The organism is Mucilaginibacter sp. OK268 (assembly GCF_900103125.1).
Classification (GTDB): domain Bacteria; phylum Bacteroidota; class Bacteroidia; order Sphingobacteriales; family Sphingobacteriaceae; genus Mucilaginibacter.
In genome coordinates this window covers 470,260-489,861 of sequence record NZ_FNJV01000003.1, presented here as the reverse complement: position 1 = coordinate 489,861, position 19,602 = coordinate 470,260, and the positions used below count along the sequence as shown (strand labels likewise).

Annotated in this window: 15 protein-coding genes; 6 read left to right on the top strand and 9 right to left on the bottom strand. The window is 43.9% G+C overall.

The window, feature by feature from the left end; translation table 11 throughout:
• Positions 1-51 precede the first annotated feature (51 nt).
• From BLR84_RS12545 to BLR84_RS12520, 6 genes are all read right to left on the bottom strand, one after another.
• Positions 52-846: a hypothetical protein gene (locus BLR84_RS12545; RefSeq protein ID WP_090468397.1), complete on the bottom strand. Its 795-nt coding sequence runs from the start codon at positions 844-846 to the stop codon at positions 52-54.
• Positions 847-1,079: 233 nt separating this feature from the next.
• Positions 1,080-2,357 carry an amidohydrolase family protein gene (locus BLR84_RS12540; protein ID WP_090468395.1) on the bottom strand — a complete coding sequence of 426 codons (1,278 nt, stop codon included), beginning with the start codon at positions 2,355-2,357 and terminating at the stop codon, positions 1,080-1,082.
• 152 nt (positions 2,358-2,509) lie between these two features.
• Positions 2,510-5,410, bottom strand: a complete 2,901-nt coding sequence (locus BLR84_RS12535; RefSeq protein WP_176852047.1) for an ATP-binding protein — start codon at positions 5,408-5,410, stop codon at positions 2,510-2,512.
• 193 nt (positions 5,411-5,603) lie between these two features.
• The gene (locus tag BLR84_RS12530; RefSeq protein WP_090468391.1) at positions 5,604-8,525 is read right to left on the bottom strand and encodes a response regulator; all 2,922 of its coding nucleotides are present in this window, start codon (positions 8,523-8,525) and stop codon (positions 5,604-5,606) included.
• A 44-nt stretch (positions 8,526-8,569) separates the two neighbouring features.
• A complete protein-coding gene (locus BLR84_RS12525) occupies positions 8,570-9,457 on the bottom strand; it encodes a hypothetical protein (RefSeq protein WP_090468389.1) in 888 nt (295 codons plus the stop codon).
• Between the two features lie 285 nt (positions 9,458-9,742).
• Positions 9,743-9,877, bottom strand: a complete 135-nt coding sequence (locus BLR84_RS12520; RefSeq protein WP_090469263.1) for an IS1 family transposase — start codon at positions 9,875-9,877, stop codon at positions 9,743-9,745.
• 572 nt (positions 9,878-10,449) lie between these two features.
• Between BLR84_RS12520 and BLR84_RS12515 the strand changes: the two genes are divergently transcribed.
• The 6 genes from BLR84_RS12515 to BLR84_RS12490 all read left to right on the top strand — a co-directional run bounded on the left by BLR84_RS12515 (position 10,450) and on the right by BLR84_RS12490 (position 15,733).
• Positions 10,450-11,109 carry a carboxymuconolactone decarboxylase family protein gene (locus BLR84_RS12515; protein ID WP_218128310.1) on the top strand — a complete coding sequence of 220 codons (660 nt, stop codon included), beginning with the start codon at positions 10,450-10,452 and terminating at the stop codon, positions 11,107-11,109.
• A 6-nt stretch (positions 11,110-11,115) separates the two neighbouring features.
• Positions 11,116-11,538, top strand: coding sequence for a putative quinol monooxygenase (locus BLR84_RS12510; RefSeq protein WP_176852046.1), 423 nt, complete (start codon positions 11,116-11,118; stop codon positions 11,536-11,538).
• An 88-nt stretch (positions 11,539-11,626) separates the two neighbouring features.
• Entirely contained in the window at positions 11,627-12,265 is a 639-nt protein-coding gene (locus BLR84_RS12505; protein WP_090468382.1) for an SDR family oxidoreductase, read from the top strand.
• A gap of 261 nt (positions 12,266-12,526) precedes the next feature.
• A complete protein-coding gene (locus tag BLR84_RS12500) occupies positions 12,527-13,510 on the top strand; it encodes a helix-turn-helix domain-containing protein (RefSeq protein WP_090468380.1) in 984 nt (327 codons plus the stop codon).
• Between the two features lie 125 nt (positions 13,511-13,635).
• Entirely contained in the window at positions 13,636-14,562 is a 927-nt protein-coding gene (locus BLR84_RS12495; RefSeq protein WP_090468378.1) for an NADP-dependent oxidoreductase, read from the top strand.
• A 91-nt stretch (positions 14,563-14,653) separates the two neighbouring features.
• Positions 14,654-15,733 carry an alkene reductase gene (locus tag BLR84_RS12490; protein ID WP_090468376.1) on the top strand — a complete coding sequence of 360 codons (1,080 nt, stop codon included), beginning with the start codon at positions 14,654-14,656 and terminating at the stop codon, positions 15,731-15,733.
• Positions 15,734-16,214: 481 nt separating this feature from the next.
• On the opposite strand, the gene BLR84_RS12485 is transcribed toward BLR84_RS12490, so the two are convergent.
• The 3 genes from BLR84_RS12485 to BLR84_RS12475 form a co-directional block, all read right to left on the bottom strand.
• Positions 16,215-16,937 (bottom strand): SDR family oxidoreductase, encoded by a 723-nt coding sequence (locus BLR84_RS12485; RefSeq protein ID WP_090468374.1) that lies wholly within the window; start codon positions 16,935-16,937, stop codon positions 16,215-16,217.
• A 95-nt stretch (positions 16,938-17,032) separates the two neighbouring features.
• Positions 17,033-18,052 (bottom strand): amidohydrolase family protein, encoded by a 1,020-nt coding sequence (locus tag BLR84_RS12480; protein WP_090468372.1) that lies wholly within the window; start codon positions 18,050-18,052, stop codon positions 17,033-17,035.
• A gap of 117 nt (positions 18,053-18,169) precedes the next feature.
• Positions 18,170-19,588 carry a carboxymuconolactone decarboxylase family protein gene (locus tag BLR84_RS12475; protein WP_090468371.1) on the bottom strand — a complete coding sequence of 473 codons (1,419 nt, stop codon included), beginning with the start codon at positions 19,586-19,588 and terminating at the stop codon, positions 18,170-18,172.
• Positions 19,589-19,602 lie beyond the last annotated feature (14 nt).

The window sequence follows — 19,602 nt, the reverse complement described above, 5'->3', positions numbered from 1 at the left end:
GGTTTATAAAAGTGTTGAAATATAAAGGAGTAAAACTTTTGCTGCCGCTTGCTATTGGTAAGCGATATCAATAATTATATTGTAGTAAGAATCGGCCGGATCAATCTCTTGAATTTTATCTATGTAACCTTGTGCGTTTTTATGATAGGTTACGTTATACGTATGACCGGGCTTTTTTATAACCGACGGTAAAAGCTTACCCGCGTATATACTTGGAAAGATATACCCGCTGCCGCCGTTATTGTTAGGTACATAATCACTTGGGTAGTCGGCAGTTCCAAAATAGTTGAACCCAAAATTCTTGCCCCTAAGGGTGTTTACATTTTCTGCCGAAAAGCCGGAATAGGTGGTGGTATAAGTGTCGCCGCTATTACCGGTTGAAGTATTGGATACCAGGTTGTCATTATCGTCCCAGGAATAAGTATAACTAAAATGGCCTATTACTTGTCCGTTTGCTGTCCGGGTTTGCAGTATTTTTATCAATCGCCCCTTGTTATCGTAACTAAATGTAGAATTGTATCTTTCTGTAGTGTAATAGCTCAGGATGCTGCCAATTCGTCCATCGGCCAAATTTACATCCGTGATTAATTGAGCATCGGGGCGTACTATTTCAAAACCGCCAGCATTGTAAGTTACTACATAGGTAGAAGTGCCAACTGTGGCCAGTCTTTTTTTATCGTCATAGGTATTGTTGTAAACGACCCTTAAATTCGAATAGGTTACTACCATTTGTGTTACCAAAGGTGTAGTGATGACAGCAGGGTCCGGACTTTTGTTATCTTTTGAACAGGATATAAATACTGCCATGATAGGTAGTATCACGAGGGTTATTTTAAAAGTTTTCATTGGTAAGGTATTGTTTTGACGTTTTTTATATCGCTATTAATGGTGTTAAATATGCACCCTTTATCAAGGGAAGCGACAAGGCACAAATAAACAACACACGCCGGCAAAACACTTTCGAGTATGTTGCAAATGTTTTCGATTTTGTTGCGTAACAACCTAAGGAAGGTTATTTGATTTGATGTTCATAAAACATATTTCTGTTTATGAACTTACGGGTAAAATTAGGCGGGCTTTTACTTTTTAAAGATGAAGCCTTTCTTAATAACAAGATAAACTGATGTCAGGTTATCCAAAGTTACCAAGGGGTTTTTGTCCAGTACTAAAAGATCAGCCGTTTTGCCGGGCCATATGGTGCCATGCGTATTGGCAATATTTAGTGCCATTGCTCCGTTCAGGGTAGCCGCTATAATTGCGTCTATGGGTTTAAAACCCGCATCGCTGACCAGCAATTTTATTTCGTCCTGTACAAAGGCCTCCTGATCGTCATCAGTCCCGGTGCATATCGTTACACCAGCTTTATATGCCTCGATAGTAAGTCGTTTCCCAATTTCATAATCATACTGCATCGCAGTATCTGTCTGCGCCCAGTTTTTGTAGGTAAGTAGTGTAGCATCCAGTATAGTGCCACGCTGTTTCATCAGAATAAACAGCGTGTTTAAATTGGGTATTGAGTCGTCCCAGAAACGGTTTGTATGGTGTTTCTTCCACGTATCCGGGATCTTATCAAATTTTTCATGTATTACGAGTGGTGCATGCGAAATTGAACTCACCCCTGCTTTAACCAGATCAGATGGCCTGGCTTGCTGTAACCAGGCGTGTCCCCAAACAATCATGCCTTGCCGGGTTGCTTCGCTAACAATTTTGCCGACCAGCCCAGGCGATAAATTGGCATATAATTTTATCCCGGTTGCTCCTGTACCTTTTGCTTCCGCGATGGCTAATTGCAAATTTGTACTGTCTGTAACTGCCAACATATATGGCATTTTGCCTGATACGGCGCCTTTAGTGGAGCTGCCCGTCCTTGGATCGCTAAAAAAAGTGGGCCCCGCCATCAGCGCAGAATAATAAATATCAGGAGATATAATATCGTTGGTTAGCGCATCGCGCGATAAGCCAGCAAGCGTGCGTGCATCGCCGGCCATGTCCCTTACCGTCGTGATGCCGCTGTACAACATTTGCCGGAGCACAGCTAATGTATGGGCTCGGTTATCCACTCCTGACGGATCAGTGGCCAGATGTACATGGGTATCTATCAAACCCGGGAGGAGGAACTTTCCTTTCAGCGGCAGTACAGCATAAGAAGCGGGTATGGGCTTGCTGCCATCAGCAAAAACATCCTTGATCTTACCCCCTTCAATGAGTACCGTTTGCGCAGCAAGCGGGACGCGGTGATTAGCATCAATAATGGTTACTGTGGTGAGCGCCATACCACCCAGTGAAACCTGAGCGCTGGCAAAACGACATAATAGCAATGCTGGAACGAATAGAAAACTCAGGCAGATCTTTTTCATAGTCTTTATGATATATAAAGATACTTTTTACGGCTAAATATCCGTTCTCTAATATCAGTGCACAAATAACCGACAGACGTTCACAAAATACTTTCGAGCCTGTTACAAATCCTTTCGAGTTTGTGCCAGATCAATGATATTCGACGAATAAATTATGTGGTGCCTACAGCTTTAGGAGAGAAACCAAAATGGCGGGAAAAACTGGTGGAAAAACTGGCCGGACTGCCAAAGCCAACCATATAGGCCACCTCAGATACGGTTGCCACACGACGTTCCAACAAATCATGTGCGTATTGCAGGCGAACGATGCGGATCAGTTCGCCGGGGGCCTGGCCAATAAGGCCCTTTAATTTGCGGTGTAGCTGAGTGCGGCTAAGCCCTATATCGACAGCAAGCTGATCAGCACTGTAACCTTCTTCGTTCAGGTGGCTTTCAACAGCCTGGCGTATCCGCGCTATAAAGTCCTGCTCAATGGATGGCAGGGCGACGGTATCTTTAAGCCAGAGGTCGCAGTTGCTATAATGCAGGCGTAATTGTTCGCGTACGCTGATGAGATTTTCAATCAAGGCAATCAATTCCCGCTGATCAAACGGTTTGGCGAGGTAGGCATCGGCCCCGGTCTCGATCCCCTGTATACGGCTGACCAAGTCGGCCTTTGCGGTTAGGATAATGATGGGAATATGGCTGGTTTTTTCGTCTTTTTTAAATGTCGTGCTCACTTCGTATCCACTTACCTTTGGCATCATCAGGTCGGTAATAACCAGGTTGGGGATGTGTTGCAGACCAAGGGTTATCCCTTCTTCGCCATTTGCCGCGGTAATTAGCCGATACTTCCCGGCCAGCGACTGCCAAATAAACTCCCTCAGTTCATGATGGTCTTCAATTAACAAGATCAGCGGGCTGCCTTCATCGGGAACCAACACTTCGCCAGCGTCGGCCACGGGCGTAAACGCCATATCGGGTAACGTTTCCATCGCCAGTCCAGCAACAGCTTCGGCAGCCAGGTATGGCATATCAATCCGGATCTGTGTAAACAAACCCTCTGCACTTTCGGCCCCTATCTGCCCGCCCATTAGTTCTACCAGTTCTTTGGTGAGCGCCAGCCCAATGCCTGTACCCTCTGCCGATCTGGTATCCGATGGGTCGGCCTGATAAAAGCGGGTGAAAATGTAGGGCAGCTTGGTGGCCGGGACACCATTTCCTGTATCTCTTACCGTGAGGGTGAAGGCACTGTTGTGTGCTTCGGCATTTTGGCGCAACGCCACTTCCACCTTTCCCTTATCGGTGAACTTTAAGGCGTTCGAGAGTATATTTAAGACCACCTTATCCATTTTATCCCGGTCGGTCATTATCCAAAGGGAATCCCTGTCGGCAGTAAAATGTAGCGAAATGCTCTTTTGTAGGGCCAACGATTCGTAGGAGAAGGTGTGCAGTTTTATAAGCGCCACCAAATCTACAGGCGTAAGGTTTACGTCCATCAGGCCGCTTTCCACCTTGCTTAAATCCAATAGCTGGTTAATCAATTGCAGTAAACGTTCGGCATTGTTAATGATGAGCCTAAGGTTTTTATTGTAATCCCCGGTAGGTGTATACAGCAGTTCTTTAGCCGGGTTCATGATCATCGTAAGCGGCGTTTTAAACTCATGGGTAATGTTGGTAAAAAAGCGCGATTTTACCGCGTCTAATTCACGTAGCTTATCGGCCTGCTCTTTCAACTCGGCGGTACGTAACTGCACAATCTGCTCCAGTCGCCGGGCTTCTGTGGCCACCAGTTCTCGTTTTTCGGCCTCCTGGGCAAGGGCCCGGGCCGATAGGCTCTCTACTTCACGCAACTTTGCCGTAAGTTTTTGATTGGTTCTGGCAAAATCAAGCGCCAGGTAAAGTGATAGGCAAAGCGGCAGCACTAACGACCCCGCACCCATTACAAACAGGCGTAGCGAGTTACGTTGATAAGGCCAAACGTGAAACATATCCGACCAGGTAAATACATAAACCAATATAATAGTGCTTACCCCAATGCCAATAAGCCATGCATCCTTTTGACCTCTTCTAATAACCTGGGCTACCGACCATAAACCATCCGTCATACATACAAAGTAGGCTATCCAAAAATAGTCATCCCCTTGCTCCACCTTAAAAACCCAGGACTTTAAAATGTACCTTATAAGATAAAATAGCGTAATGCCTGTTAAGGCCGCCACGCGCCACCTGGGCACCCGGCGATAATTGAGTACGTAAAGTAATAACACGGCCGACCACATGATCAATACCCTACAGGCAGTGGTTATAAAATCGGCAAGATATTGTACCGAAGGATACGGAGTTAGATAAAACTGGTAAACCCCAATGCCATTGATGCCTATCAGCAACACAAACAGCGCGTAATACGCGTTGAGCTTTTGCCTGGGGTAAAAAAGAAAAAACAGGAAATGCAAGAGGCCCAGTATAAGCTGTGCGGCAGCGAACATTGGCAAATAATCAAACAGTTGTTTGCTCGCCCTTGTTTTTTCGGCACGGTTTACATAATCGCCTATTGAAAGCTGAAACCCCAAAAAATCAGGAAAAACACCAAAAAAATTTGAATAACGGATAGTGAGCAGGTGCGGACGGGTATCGGCAAACCAAAGCGGGATCAGTTCCCTTGGGGCGCGGACAGCCTCCATTTGCTGCGCTGAGTGGCCAACCTTGCCATAACCCCCCATGGGTTTACCATCCATAAATATTTCAGAAGCGCCATCGTGATTGATGCCGATGAAAAGTTTTCTGTTCACCAGCCCTGTATCTGCTTTTACCCATATACCAAACCAGCCCATACCCCGCCAGTGCAGGGGCGCATTGGTTTTGCCAAAAGTGGTATTACGCAAGGTATCCCAGCCAGCTGTAGTGGTTACAGCCTGTTTACCGGCGGCAAAATCGCCGGAGTGAAAAAACCAAAGCGAATCATCAAGGAAGATCTGGTTATATTTACCAAAATCACTACCGCGTATTAGGGTTGCATGCTGCGCGCTGGCCCGGTTTATTAGGCACAACAATACCAGGCACCCCAATAGCATGCAACACCTCATGTACCTATATGAAAAAATATCCCTCCTATACATACAAAATACCTCGCAACCCTTATTCTCAAAAATAATACTTTCAAATGGGGAGGCAATAGTAATTGATAATATAATATTGATGCTTACGCAATTATCCGGCAGATATCATATGTATGACAAAATCGAGCAAGTGTAAGGGGTGGCCCCTTTAGCTATTTTTTACCTCACTCGGCGCATATCCGAAATAATTGGAAAAACTCGTTGAGAAACTGGCCGGGTTACCGAAACCGACCTTGTATGCGACTTCTGCTACCGTGGTTTCCCCTGCTTTAAGCAAATTCAGCGCTTGCTGCAGACGCACCATACGAATCAGGTCACCAGGGGAGTGTCCGGTTGTACTTTTTAATTTACGATGCAATTGCGCCCTGCTTAACGCGACCAGATCACAGAGCATATCAACACCAAACAATTCGTTGCCCAGCTGCGCTTCAATAACACTACGCACCCTGTCAATAAAGCGAATTTCCTGCGGCGGCAACGACCCGGCGGAAGGTTTCCATGCCTCCTCACGGAGGTAACGCTCCTGTAATTGCGTCCTGGTTCTGATCAGGCCTTCTGTAAGGGCCAGCAGTTCCGATGGTTCGAAGGGCTTTGACAGGTAGGCGTCGGCACCGGCTTCCCATCCTTTTGTTCTGCTTTCTGCAGCACTTTTAGCGGTGAGCATCAATACCGGTATGTGGCTGGTTAATTCCTGCTCCTTTATTTTATTGCAAACCTCGTACCCGTCCATTCCCGGCATCATCAGATCGGTGATGACCAGGTCTGGAATGTATTTCCCGGCGAGTCTGAGCCCTTCTTCACCATTTGAAGCAGTCACTGTCCTGAATTGCGGGCCCAGCGTGTTCCTGATAAACTCCCGGAGCTGTTCATGATCTTCGATGATAAGCAACAAAGGTCCCTTATCGGAAAAATCGTCCTTTTCGCCTTCTTGTACCGGCTCCGGATCAGCCGGCAAAGAGTATTGTTCACCGCCGGTCTTCGTTTGTATATTTGTTATTGGCAGTTTCACGCGTACAGTCGTGCCAACATGTTCGGTACTGTCTATATTGATCGTGCCGCCAAGTAATTCGACAAGTTCCCGGGTGAGCGCCAGGCCAATCCCGCTGCCTTCATTTGAACGTGTATCCGATGCATCAGCCTGGTAAAACCGGTCAAAAACATAAGGGAGCTTTAGGGAAGATATGCCAATTCCCTGATCCGCGATGCTTAATAACAGGACATCATCTGCATGGTCTTTCTCCAAAGCGATATCTACTAGTATCCTGCCGTGTGTTAAACTGAATTTGACCGCGTTGGAAAGCAAATTCCGGAGGATGATCGTTAGCTTTTCGGCATCAATAATGCCATGTAACTGGCTGAATGGGCTTTTGAAGTCAATCGTTATCTGTTTCTGGGTAACAACACCGGCAAATGGTGCCAGTACAGATGCCGATGTTGCCAGAATATCTGTTTGAGCAGCTGCAATTTCCATTTTGCCATCTTCCAGTTTGCTCAGGTCAAGCAACTGGTTGATCAGCAGCAAAAGTTGCTGTGCGTTCTGCCTGATCAAGTCGCCCTGCTGCCGTTCAATAGCGGTTCCTGCTTTTTCCGCCAGTAAGCTGGCTGGTCCAATGATCAGGGATAAGGGCGTACGGAATTCATGGGTCAGGTTAACCATAAACCGGGATTTCAGGGCGTCCATCTCCTGTAGTTTTTGGGCCTGGCTGCGGACCTCCAGCGTGCGTTCAGCTACCGTTTGTTCCAGTCGCTCCGCTTGTTCGGTTAATATCCTGCCTTTTTCCACCTCCTGCGCAAGGTTCAGGGCAGACAACGTTTCTACTTCCTTTAGCCTGGAGGTGAGGCTGCGGTTGACATCCGCAAAGTTGAGCGCGAGATAGATGGAAAAAGATACCGGTATAGCAAGGAGACCGATGCTCATCCATTCAGCGATCAGCTGGTAATTGCCTTTCATCAGCCCGAACAGATCGCTGCCAACCAGCAAATAGAATAGGGTGATGGTGAGCATGCCCGCCCCGATCAGCCAGATTCTTGGCTTTTTACGGATCATTGCCCTTACCAGCGCCAATAAACCATCAGCGACCACCAGCAGGAAGTAAAAGATCTCCAACCAGAATGTTGTTGTTGGTACGGAAGTGTTGCGATATTCCAGGAAATAATCCAACAGGGTCAATGCACCTAATGAAGCCGTGATGAATATACGCCTGCGTGGCAGGCGGTCATAGCTGACACCATATAACAAAATACCTGCGAGAAAAGGGACAACAATGATTCCTGCCTCAAAAAGATCTGCCGTTATCCGCTGCACATAAGGATCAGCAGTACCAACCGTTAGGTAACGCAGGTAAAGCACCGAAGCAGTTGAAAATACGAAAAGACTATAATAAAGGTTCAGCCGCTGTCGTGGGTAAAAAACAAACAGGGCAAGGTGAAGCAGTACCAGCGCCAGTTGGGCACTGATACTGGCCAGTAAAAAGCCATTCATCTTCAAGTCATCCAATGCACCGGCCGCCAATTGCTCATAGGTACCTACCCACAACTGGAATCCGGTGTATTCCGGAAAGGTCGGCTGATCATTCACATACCTGACCGAGAGCAAGTGCGCCTGTTGATCCATTACCATAAAAGGAAAAACGCTGAAGGGGGCCCGCCCAGCTTGCGTTTCGGCTTTTGTTTTACTAATCTTGCCCGTTCCACCGATCTTCTTTCCGTCTATATAGATCTCGGCGGCTCCATTTTGACCAATTCTAAGTGCCAGCATCTTGCCAATCAGGTGTTCATCTGCCTTTAGCCATAACCTGAACCAGCCGCTTCCTTTCCAGCCCTGTGGTTGTTCGGTACTGCCAAACATGGTTTTTGTTACCGTCCAGGTGCTGTCTGTAATAGCAGGGTTACTATAATTCCTGCCATCGGCGATATGGAAACGCCAGGGAAGCGCATGCAGGTCAAAACCCTTTTTCTGAACTTTTAAACTGTCTGTCCGCAACACAGGAACAGCAGCCGTAGCAGACAGGATGCCCTCACTGAGAAAGAGCAGACAGATGAATATTATAGGAAACCAAAAACGGTGCATAACGTAAATTTAAGTTTTTTGAAGCAACCGCGTAAACAAACGAATCATGGATGCGCTGAAACTCTTCGCAGTAGGTTGACACCAATAAGGTAAAGCATGATAAATGGAATGGCCGGTATGCACACGAGGTAACTCATAGTAGAAAAAGGGTCGGGGGCGGATGGGGGGATCAGGTTGATCAGGGCGGCGCACAGGCTGACAATGACATAAGTACGTACAGCCGCCGCTTTGAAATAACCTGCCTTACCTAACGCTAATGCAAACATCGCAGTGGCCAGATAGATCAGCGAAACCTCAACTGTGCCGATTAAGAAGAACAGTTCCCTTAGCGCCAGGTACCAGTCAGGGCGGTGCGCTGTTTTAAAATTGCGGAACGCCTCAGAAAGGAAGCTTCCCCAATAGGCCATGTTTATTACAAAAAGTGGCATGCCCAATGTCATCAGCCCCAGACCCAGTGACGCAAATATTTTTTCCTTATTCCGTAACCAACAGTAAAGGAGCGCGGTGCCAAGATAAGCCAGTGAACCGCCGATGATCAGCAAATTAAATCGGGCGTGCTGTTCTCCCTCCAATTCCAGCCAGCCCTGGACGGTCTGCGGTGGCCGACCCATGCCTCCAAAAACAGGAAAAATAATCCAGGGGGTGATGAGTAACAAGGCGGCGGTTGTAAACAGCTGATTGTTGGACGGTCTGTATCTAAGCAATTGATACATAGCGGCAGCCATCATGATAGTATTGGTCAACCAGACCGGCAGATACCACCAATAATCCACATGACCGACGCCGAAACCCAGTAGTATGGTCAGGAAAGGCACTGATCGAAAATAATACAGGCTGATCCTCTGTGCCCAGCTTAGGCCTGGGCGAAGGTTAGCAGGAGGTATTGTAAACTTCTCGGTAATGATGGACTGCTGTGGTGTTTCTTTGCTCATGATCAGTTTAATGGTGTTGTGGTTAATTAATTGTAATCGTGCTTAAAACGATTATAAAAGCAGGGATTTAAATGAGTGATTTTTAATGACAATGACTGGTAAATGTTTATGCAAAACAACACATTGCATGTCGAAAAAACTTTCGCGTGCTTTACAATAGCATTTGAATTTGTCTCATTTGAGTGAGTAATGTTACCATCAAGGTTGTTAAAGCAGTCGGGAATGAAAGCTGGATAAAATCTATCATCGAATCTTCACTTGCATTTTTCGTTAATAGAAGTAGCTTCAGGCAGCTATTGCCCCCAGCCCAAAAAAGATTTTTAAGCAAGCCTCAAGCATGCTTATACTTTTGGAAAAGCGGATTGTTCTTCTATTAAGTCGGTTTAAATAAGTGTGAAGGTTTAGGTTTTTACGTTCGATTTTATTTGTAGCATAACATTTTACCCATTAATGGTTCAGGGATTTCTCTGCAAAATCGAACTACAAAAGTCCTCGTTATAACTATCTGTTTAATAGATTTTTATTTGTATGAAAAAAGGAGACAACACCTATATGTTGTCTCCTTAAGTGAGGTCCGACCGCACTTTTCGAACACCTTCATAGAAGATTTGAAGAAATTGGCTTCTATAAATGTTCAATTATAAAAGCCTTGGTACTGACTGGAAAAAAACCAATAGCACTGACCCCTCTCCACCAATTTATTTCTTTATCTAAAGATTTGAACCCGGAAACCCAAAGTGGTCATTTCAAAATTGGTCAACAAGGGGCAACCATGTGTGGTTTATCCAGCCATTATTTTAGCTCTACTTAAAGTTAAAAGGAATATCAAAAAAACACGATAAACAATACACAAGTTATCAAATCAGGAATAATGGTAAGTATTTCAGGAGTCTGTATAACCACAGGCTGATACTTTCGCACGACTTTTGCATTACAATCCAACAATGATCCGTACAGTTTTAACACTTCTGATAACAATTACAAGTCTTACTATGAATGGACAGCAAAGTCACGAATTAAAGTCAAACGAAAAACATATCATACTAATTGCCGCTTTTACTGCGACGGGTGATCTGGCGCAATTGAAAAGGGCCCTGAATGAAGGCCTTGATGCCGGATTGACTGTCAACCAAATCAGGGAAGAACTGTTGCAGTTATATGCCTACTGCGGTTTTCCGCGCAGCCTTAACGGTATTACCACTTTTATGTCGGTACTGGAAGAACGGAAATCTATGGGTATACAGGACACGGAAGGGCAGACCCCGACGGCTGTAACCGGCGATAATAAAAGCAAATACGAGGCGGGAAGGAAAACGCTGGAGACTTTAACAGGTAGGCCGCAGAACGGCCCGCTTACGGGTGCCAATGCTTTTGCGCCCGGCATTGATGCTTTTTTGAAAGAGCATTTGTTTGCCGACATCTTTGGGCGGGGCGTACTGACTTATCAGGAGCGTGAACTCGCAACGATCACAGTACTTGCGAGCTTGGCCGGACTGGAAGCACAATTACAAGCACATCTTGGCATGGGGATGAATGTCGGACTGACGGAAGGGCTACTGGAACAAGCTTTTGCCTTACTGGAAAGCAGCATCGGGAAACAGCAAGCGGATGCTGCCCGTATAGTACTAACTAAGCTCAAGGTCATTAAATAAAAAACTATGAAAATCAGCAATCATTTTTACAGAACGACAGTTCGGGCATTACTTAAGGTACTTGGCTGTTGCGGAATATTACTCCTTTCTATTTTACATGCGAAAGCACAAACAGATAAGCGCATGATCCGTATAGCTCAAATTGAAGTTGATTCAACACAACTCAAGGAATATAATGCAGCACTGAAAGAGCAGATGCAAACGGCTGTCCGGCTGGAACCTGGTGTATTGACCTATTATGCAGTTGCCGACAAAAAAGACCCTTCGCGGATAACTATCCTGGAGATCTACGCCGACAGTGCAGCCTATCTAAAACATATTGCAACGCCTCATTTTAAAAAGTACAAGGCTACCGTAGAGCATATGGTAAAGAAATTGGAACTCGTAGACGTTAACCTCATCGGGAGTGCGAAGCAGCCCGGCTTATAGAACGTGACAGGAACCTTAACCTGTATACAGAAGGATTTCATCCAAAGGATGCATTTATGGCAAAATATATTAATTATAGAAACTGAATATGACAAAGGTATTAATACTTGGAGCCGGCGGACAAGTTGCCGGACATGTAATCGACAGGTTATTACAAAATAATTCCATCCATCTTACTTTGTATCTGCGTAATGCCTCACACCTGCAACATTTGGAAGGTGAGCGGATTAAGTTGATTGAAGGCGATATACTGGACGACGAAAAACTTGAAAATGCTATGCAGAGACAAGACCTGGTCTATGTTAATATAAACGGTCAGGAAGATGTGATCGCCGAACAGACGGTAAAAGCCATGTTGACCGCAGGGGTGAAGCGTATTGTATTCATTGCAGCCATTGGGATTTACGATGAAGTTCCCGGTGCTTTTGGCCTTTGGAACAAACAGATGATCGGGCCTATACTGGAACGCTATCAAAAAGCTGCAAGCCTCATTGAGGCATCTGGCCTGGTATATACGATTCTTCGTCCGACCTGGTATACAAACAATGATGAAGTTGATTATAAAATCACTCAAAAAGGTCAACCCGTTACCGGAACCGAAATATCCCGAAAAAGTGTTGCTGATCTGGTGGTAAAACTTATAGAAGATCCTACACTTCATGTTAATGAAAGCCTCGGTATGGAAAAAGCCGGAACCGAAGCTGATAAGCCTGGTTTTATGAATTAAAGAAATAAATTTGACATCAAACGACAAATAACGTTAAGGAAATAGGCAGCAATCCAGGTTGGCTCCAAAATAGTTAGGTCAATCTATTGCGTTTTATAGCAACCTTGAGTAAAAAATGAATGTTGCAAATAACACTGTAGAATCTGATTATCTTCCATTTATATATCAAATACTCATCATCAATAGAAATGTATTGAAAGAAAGTGATTTTTTTGGAGAAATTTACATAACCTTAGACATGCTAACTAGTTACTTCTTGCAATGATTTTGGAATTTACAACTGCCCCGGGTTTTGACTTTATAACACTGTTTTCAAAAGAGATCAATGCGCCCGTAAGGGACAATGTATTGGAAATCCCGAAGACATTGGGAGAAGGTTATGTACGTAAAGTTGGGTTTGGGGATGATTTCAAATTAACGATCCATCGTTATGTATTGAATGAAGATCTGATTGTTAAACGCAATCCAGCTGCAATAGCTAACGATGTTCGCACCATTTTCTTTTATAATGACAGGGAAGATCTTGAAGTTAAATATCATAATGATGCAAACATACCATGCTCACAAAAAAATGACTCTTCCATACTCCTTTCCTCAAATGATTTGCGCACGGAAATTCGTTTTCCTGCCGGCAGTAATATTCAATACGTAGTAGTTGGGATCACTGCTAACAGATTACGCTCAGTTCTATCTATTGAAAAGCCTAATACGACCATACAAACCATTACAGCGGAAAACGCTTCCTTTCTGTTTTTCGAAAGTTTGGATGCTGAAATGCAATTGCTGCTTAAAAATATCGTATCTGTCGACATGAATAACTCGATGAACAATTTTTATGTTCAAATTAAGGTACAGGAATTAATGTACCTGCTTTTTAGTAAGTTGTCGCTCAGGGAGAACACGACTTTTAAAAATATAAATAGTAACGATGCAGAGAAACTTCTGGTCATTCGCAACGAGATATTGAGTGATTTGAGTACCCCGCCGGTTTTAAGTGAATTAGCGCTGATCGCTTCGATGAGCGAAACGAAACTTAGGCCGCTTTTTAAGCAAACATTTGGTGATACGATATATAATTATTACCAAAAAGCCAGAATGGAAGAAGCCGCTTTTCTGTTGAAACAGGCTAAACATTCCGTTTCTGAGGTTGGCTACGAGTTGGGGTTTTCAAACCTTAGCCACTTCAGCAGGTTATTCGAGAAGCAGTACGGCATTACCCCGAAAAAATTTTCCACCTCTTCATAGAACTTCGTTTATCTAATCAACTATTATTTATCGGATAGGACTATTCTTGTGTCCTTTTCGGTTATTTTGCCCATTTTTTTACTTCTACTTTTGTCATATAGTTAAATATGATCAAGTAAAAAATAATGAAAGCAATACAATATAAAGCATTTGGCAATTCCAATGTGATAGAGCTGGTAGAGGTCCCTCAGCCTGAAATCAACAATGAAAACCAGGTTTTAATTCAAGTTAAGGCAGCCAGCGTAAATCCTTTGGATATCAAATTACGCAGCGGCATTATGCAACAGATCCGTCCTGTCAATTTGCCATTTGTACCAGGTGCAGATGTAGCAGGGATTGTTGTTGCCACCGGAGAAAAGGTAACCCAATTTAAAGCAGGTGACCAGGTGATCGCTGTGACCAGAGAAGGCGGGTATGCCGAATATGCGATTGCAAATGAAAGTAACGTAGCTATTAAACCCACTAATGCCTCCTTTGAAGAAGCTACTTCCCTGGTGGTTAATATCGGCACCGCTCAATCGGTATTATTTAACGAGGGAAAATTAGCGAAAGATCAGAAAGTTTTAATTCAGGGGGCTGCGGGGGCAACAGGCGCAACTATGGTGCAGATGGCAAAAAACGCCGGGGCCTATGTTATCGCAACAGCATCCGGACAAGGCATCGCGTTAGTGAAAAGCCTTGGTGCGGATGAGGTGATAGATTATAAATCGCAAGACGTTAGTTTGTTAGCTAACAATATCGACCTGGTGGTGGATTGCGCTGGTGGCGAATCACAGCATAAACTTTTCGAAGTGTTAAAGCCCGGAGGTAGATTATTCAGTATAGTAAGCCCGCCTTCCGCAGCATTAGCGGAAAAGTACCAGGTTGACGCACGGTTTATCAGTTCAAATATCTCAGCGGGTAGTTTGGCCGCTGGTTTGGCTTTAGTCAATGAAGGAAAACTCCGTCCCATCGTTGCAAAAACTTTCCCATTAGACGAAGCTGCTCAAGCTCAGGATTTTGTGTCGGCCGGGGGTGTTAACGGTAAAGTTGTTCTTGTAGTCCTTCAATAACAGCGTCGATCAGTTGGCTGATCTAAGGAAACATCTTCCAAATCAAACAATACAATTTACAGATATCAATAAGATAATAAAAAAAGAGACCATGAAATTACTAGAAAAGATAACATTAGGAAAAGAAATATTGCAGAACGCCATCGCGATGGCACCAATGACGCGTAGCCGGGCTAACGGCGAAGGTGTCGTATCAAACCCGACCGTATTATATTACACACAGCGTGCCAGTGCCGGACTACTCCTTACGGAGGCCATAAATATCTCGGAACAGGCGATGGGTAGCCCCCTGACACCCGGTCTGTACAGCCCGCAGCAAATTGATGCCTGGAAGAAAGTAACAAAATCTGTTCATGACAAAGGAGGCCTGATCTATGCGCAGCTTTGGCATACCGGCCGTGTTGGGCATTCAGTGGATAGAAAAGGAAAACTTCCGGTTGCACCGTCGGCAATTGGGATAAAAGGGCAGCAGCATTTCACCTCTCAGGGGCCGAAAGAGTACGAAACGCCTCAGGAATTAACTACCGCAGAGATCAAGCAGATTGTAAAGGATTACGGTCAGGCTGCCAAAAATGCCATCGAAGCCGGTTTCGATGGTGTTGAATTACATGCAGCATTCGGATATTTACCTAACCAATTTTTATCGGAAAGTGCAAACCTTCGGACAGATGAGTATGGCGGTAGCATTGAGAACAGGAACCGCTTCGTGCTGGAAGTTATGCAGGAACTGGTTAATGCGTCGGGAAGCGACAAAGTTGGTATTAAGCTATCGCCAACTGTCTATTATAACAATATAGAAAACAGTGACCCTGTTGCTCAATTCAAACCTTTGATCGAAGCATTGAATGAATTGCCACTGGCCTATATTCATCTGATGAATGGCTTGTTTCCTTTGGATAATTACCCTCACTACCCTAAGAATGCTGTAGAAACATTCGGTAGTATAAGTAAACACCTGGTCATCGCCAATGGCGGGTTCAATAAAGATAGCGGGGAGGCAGAATTGGAAAAGGGTATCGCTAAAATAATCGCTTACGGCGGCTTATTTCTGGCCAACCCTGATCTGCCAAAGCGGTTCGAACTTGATGCAGCGTTCAATACCATAGAACAAGCTACTATGTATGGTGGAGGGGAAAAAGGGTATACCGATTATCCATTTTTAGAAAGTTGATACTCAAGCGTCTTTAGTCGGGATGCAACTTTGAAAAAGTGTAAAAGAGAAACAACAAGATGCTGTTAGAATTTCGGCCCCAGGTCTTACATGGCATGAGTCCTTTTAGTACTTAAACCGATAAAAGCCGGGAGTGAGATCCCCGGCTTTTATCGGTTTAAGTTTTTTTTATCGGAGCATATTGAGCCATAAATGCTTGTCGCGTTTTTCCTAAACTGACCTCGAACCGATTAAGCCAGCTTTGCTATTTTCTGTAAATCTTGAATAATGTGCTTCGAAAAATGCCCCGAGGGTTCTACTGATTTATGAAACGTTGCCAAGGCACTGCGAAACAGCTTGAGATAGCTCGCAGTGCCTTTTTATACCCAGTTTCAATTATTGAAATGCTGCCCATATTTTATAATATTGGCTTCGGGATCATGAAAAAATCTGATAGGATTCATTTCCAACACACTCACTTCAGAATATTGATCGTTTCTTCTTATGGATTCATTCTTTTAAACATTCCCTGTATTTCATCTGGTGTTGCTTTCGATAGCATTTGGCTATATCCAAAAGTCAATTGATCTTTGCCTTCTTTTAGTTGTTGAAATATTGCATTAATAAAATCACTTACAGAAGGGTGCTCGCTATGCAACCCTTTGCCGCCCAGATCTGTATTGAGGGCTGGCGGGATCAATTCGATGACCTCTATATTTTTTGATTTTAGCAAATGCCTCAATGAAAGGGTAAACGAGTGGAAAAAAGCTTTTGTGGCGCAATAAACGGGCACTTTTGTAAGGGGCACAAATGCCAGGCCGGAAGTTACATTGATGACAGTGTCCAATGATTTGAGTTCGGTAAAAAGCGAAGTCAAATGTAACGGAGCCAAAACGTTTATTTGAATTTCATTTTTTGCTTTATCATAAAAGCTTTTATCTGAAATATCCATCCAGTTTTGAATACCTGCGTTGTTTACCAATACGTTCAGATCACTATGGTATTCAGCAATCCAGTTGTAAAGTTCTGTCCTCCCGGATTCCTCCGATAAGTCGCAAACCTTAGTTATTACTGCCGGGAATTTGTCAGACACTTCTTGCAGAGCTTCTTTCCTTCTGCCACATATAATAACCTGGTTATTTTCCTGAATAAATCTTTCAGTCAATCCCAGACCTATGCCGGTAGCTCCGCCGGTGATTAATATTTTGTTATTTGATAATTTCATTGTTTTTTGTTGTTATTCTATGTTTATAAACACTTTTACTTTACTTCAATAAGCTTTAACAGCTGCAATAAATGATTACTCCTAATGAGGAACAACTATAAGCCCAACAATTTTTCGGCATTCTGATAACCGATTTTTTCTTTGGCCTCTTGTGAAATAGGCGCCGTTTCAAGAAATTGCCTGGTGTTTTTGTCTATTAAATAAGGGTAATCACCTGAGTAAATAATTTTGTCGGCCCCCAGTTCTTCAATCACATATTTAAGTTGAGCTTCAGAAAAAAGCCCGCTTGGTGTGATATAGATATTACTTTTATAATAGTCGGAGATTTTACGATCTAATTTTAAAGTCTTACTTAATTGATCGTCTAAGCGATTCAGGAAAAAAGGAACCAGTTCGCCCCAATGTCCTGAAATGAGTTTCAGATCGGGCAGTTTGTCAAAAATGCCCGAAGCAATTAGCCGGACAATTGCGATTCCTGAATCTAAATGCCATCCATATCCTGCGGATGCAAACATAGCCCCCGCAACGGCAGGCCAGCTATTACTCTGATAATAATGCGCTGCAATGTTTTTTGAGATGAAGCCAGGGTGCATATACACAGGTACATTTAATTCCTGGGCTTTGGAAAAAATGGGTAAAAATTCAGGTTCATCAAAAAAACGACCATTGAAAGTTCCTGAAAGCATGGCGCCTTTAAAACCTAATTCTTTCACAGTCCTGTTCAATTCTTCTCCAGCCGCACTTGGGGTAGCGGCGGGCAAGGTGGCAAAGCCGGCAAATCTTGTTGGGTGCAGTTTTATCAAATTAGCTAATTCATCATTGGCTTCCCGGCAAAGTTCAATGGCTAATGTTTCATCTGTTATATTTTGTGGGCTTCCGGCACCATACGAGAGCACTTGCATATCAATGCCGCTTTCATCCATGAATTTTATCCGCCGCTCCCCAACATCTTCCATATCTTCGCTGGCGGGCCCAATTTTCATTAATTCCTTTTGCACTAAATCGTTGGGCGCTGTCCCACCATTTTCTTTGACGTTGAATGCTGCTACTTTTTGCGAGATGCTTTTCAGGATAAAATGCTCCTCAATGGTAATTATTTTATTTAATGGCTTCATGTTAATTTTAGTGATGATTTAAACCAGACTCATCGTCATGGAGTCCTGTGTTAAAATAAGGAGCCCGGGATTTTAATCCCAAACTCCTTTTAAGGGAATTGGTGCTAATGAAAGAAATTATTTACCTGCACCGTCATATACCTCTTTTACAATTTCTGACGCAGAAATAAGTTTAGGCCAACCTGCATAAAATGCCAGTTGAGTTAATGCTTCACCGATTTCCTGCCTGGTAATGCCGTGCTCAACAGCCCTGCCCATGTACATTCCTAGAAATTGGATATCCCCGGCTGCAATCATTGCGCATACTGTTGCCAGGCTTCTGCTTCTTGATGTTAAACCTGCACGCAGCCAAACTTCACCGTATAACAATTCATTAGTATATTTAGCAAAGCCTTCTGCTATTGGAGCGATGTTTTGCTGAATAAAAGCTACCCTGTTTTCATCGCCCGGTAAAGCTTCATTTTTATCAAGCATCAATGGTTCGATTGAAGGTAATTCTGCTTGTGAAATACCATAGTTTGCAAATACATCTTTTGCAACAGCCACAGCCGACATGGCATTAGGCGCTCCTGAATAGAAAGCAAGGTGAGTAATAATCTCTGAAAGTTCGCCCGGTGTAATACCGTTGTTCAGTGCTTTAATAAAGTAATGAGGCATTGCATTGCTTTGGTTTCTTGCTATCAGGCATGATAAAGTAACTATGCAACGGTCGTGCTTTGACAAACCCGGACGCTCCCAAACTTCGCCGACTAATTTTTCAGCAATATACTTGCCTAATGCAGGAGAAACACTACTTACATCAGCACTTGAAAATGCAGGTTTAGGTGCTGATGCGCCGGTAGCGTTAATTTTAAGCGCTTTTACAATGGCTTCACCTACACTTGCGGCAGATTGCGGATTTTGACCCGTGATCAACCTGCCATCAATAGCGATGTTATTGTTCCAGTTAGGCGCGTGCTTGTAAACAGCTCCGTGGTTAATTAAAGCATCCTGTAGCAGGAATGGAACTACGTTGGTTGATTGCACTTCTTCCTCCTCTCCATTAGTAAAGCCAGCCACATTTTTACCTGAGATTAAATAGGAGCCATCGCTTAGTTTTACATTTATCAAAGCCGCAGGGCCGTGACAAACGGCCGAAACAATTTTTCCGGACTCATAAAATTCCGGTACTAACTTTAAGATTGCAGGGCTATCAGCGAAATCCCACATGGTTCCGTGACCGCCTGCAAAGAATATGGCGTCATAGTCTGAAGCTTTTGCATCATCTAATTTCAGGGTATTCGCGAGAGCTTTACGAAAATCAGCATCTGCCCAATATTGGGCATTAACCGGATCATTGAAATCCTCTAAGCCATCTAATGGGGCTTCGCCGCCTTTTATAGACGCAATATCAACTACAACGCCGCTTGCTTCCAATTTTTCCAATGGATGTGTAACTTCGCTCAGGTTAAATCCTGTTGGAATACCTGTAGCTCCTTTTACATTACAGCTTGTTACCACGAACAAGACTTTTTTTGAACCTTTTTCTTTGTTCATTTCGTTTTTCTTAA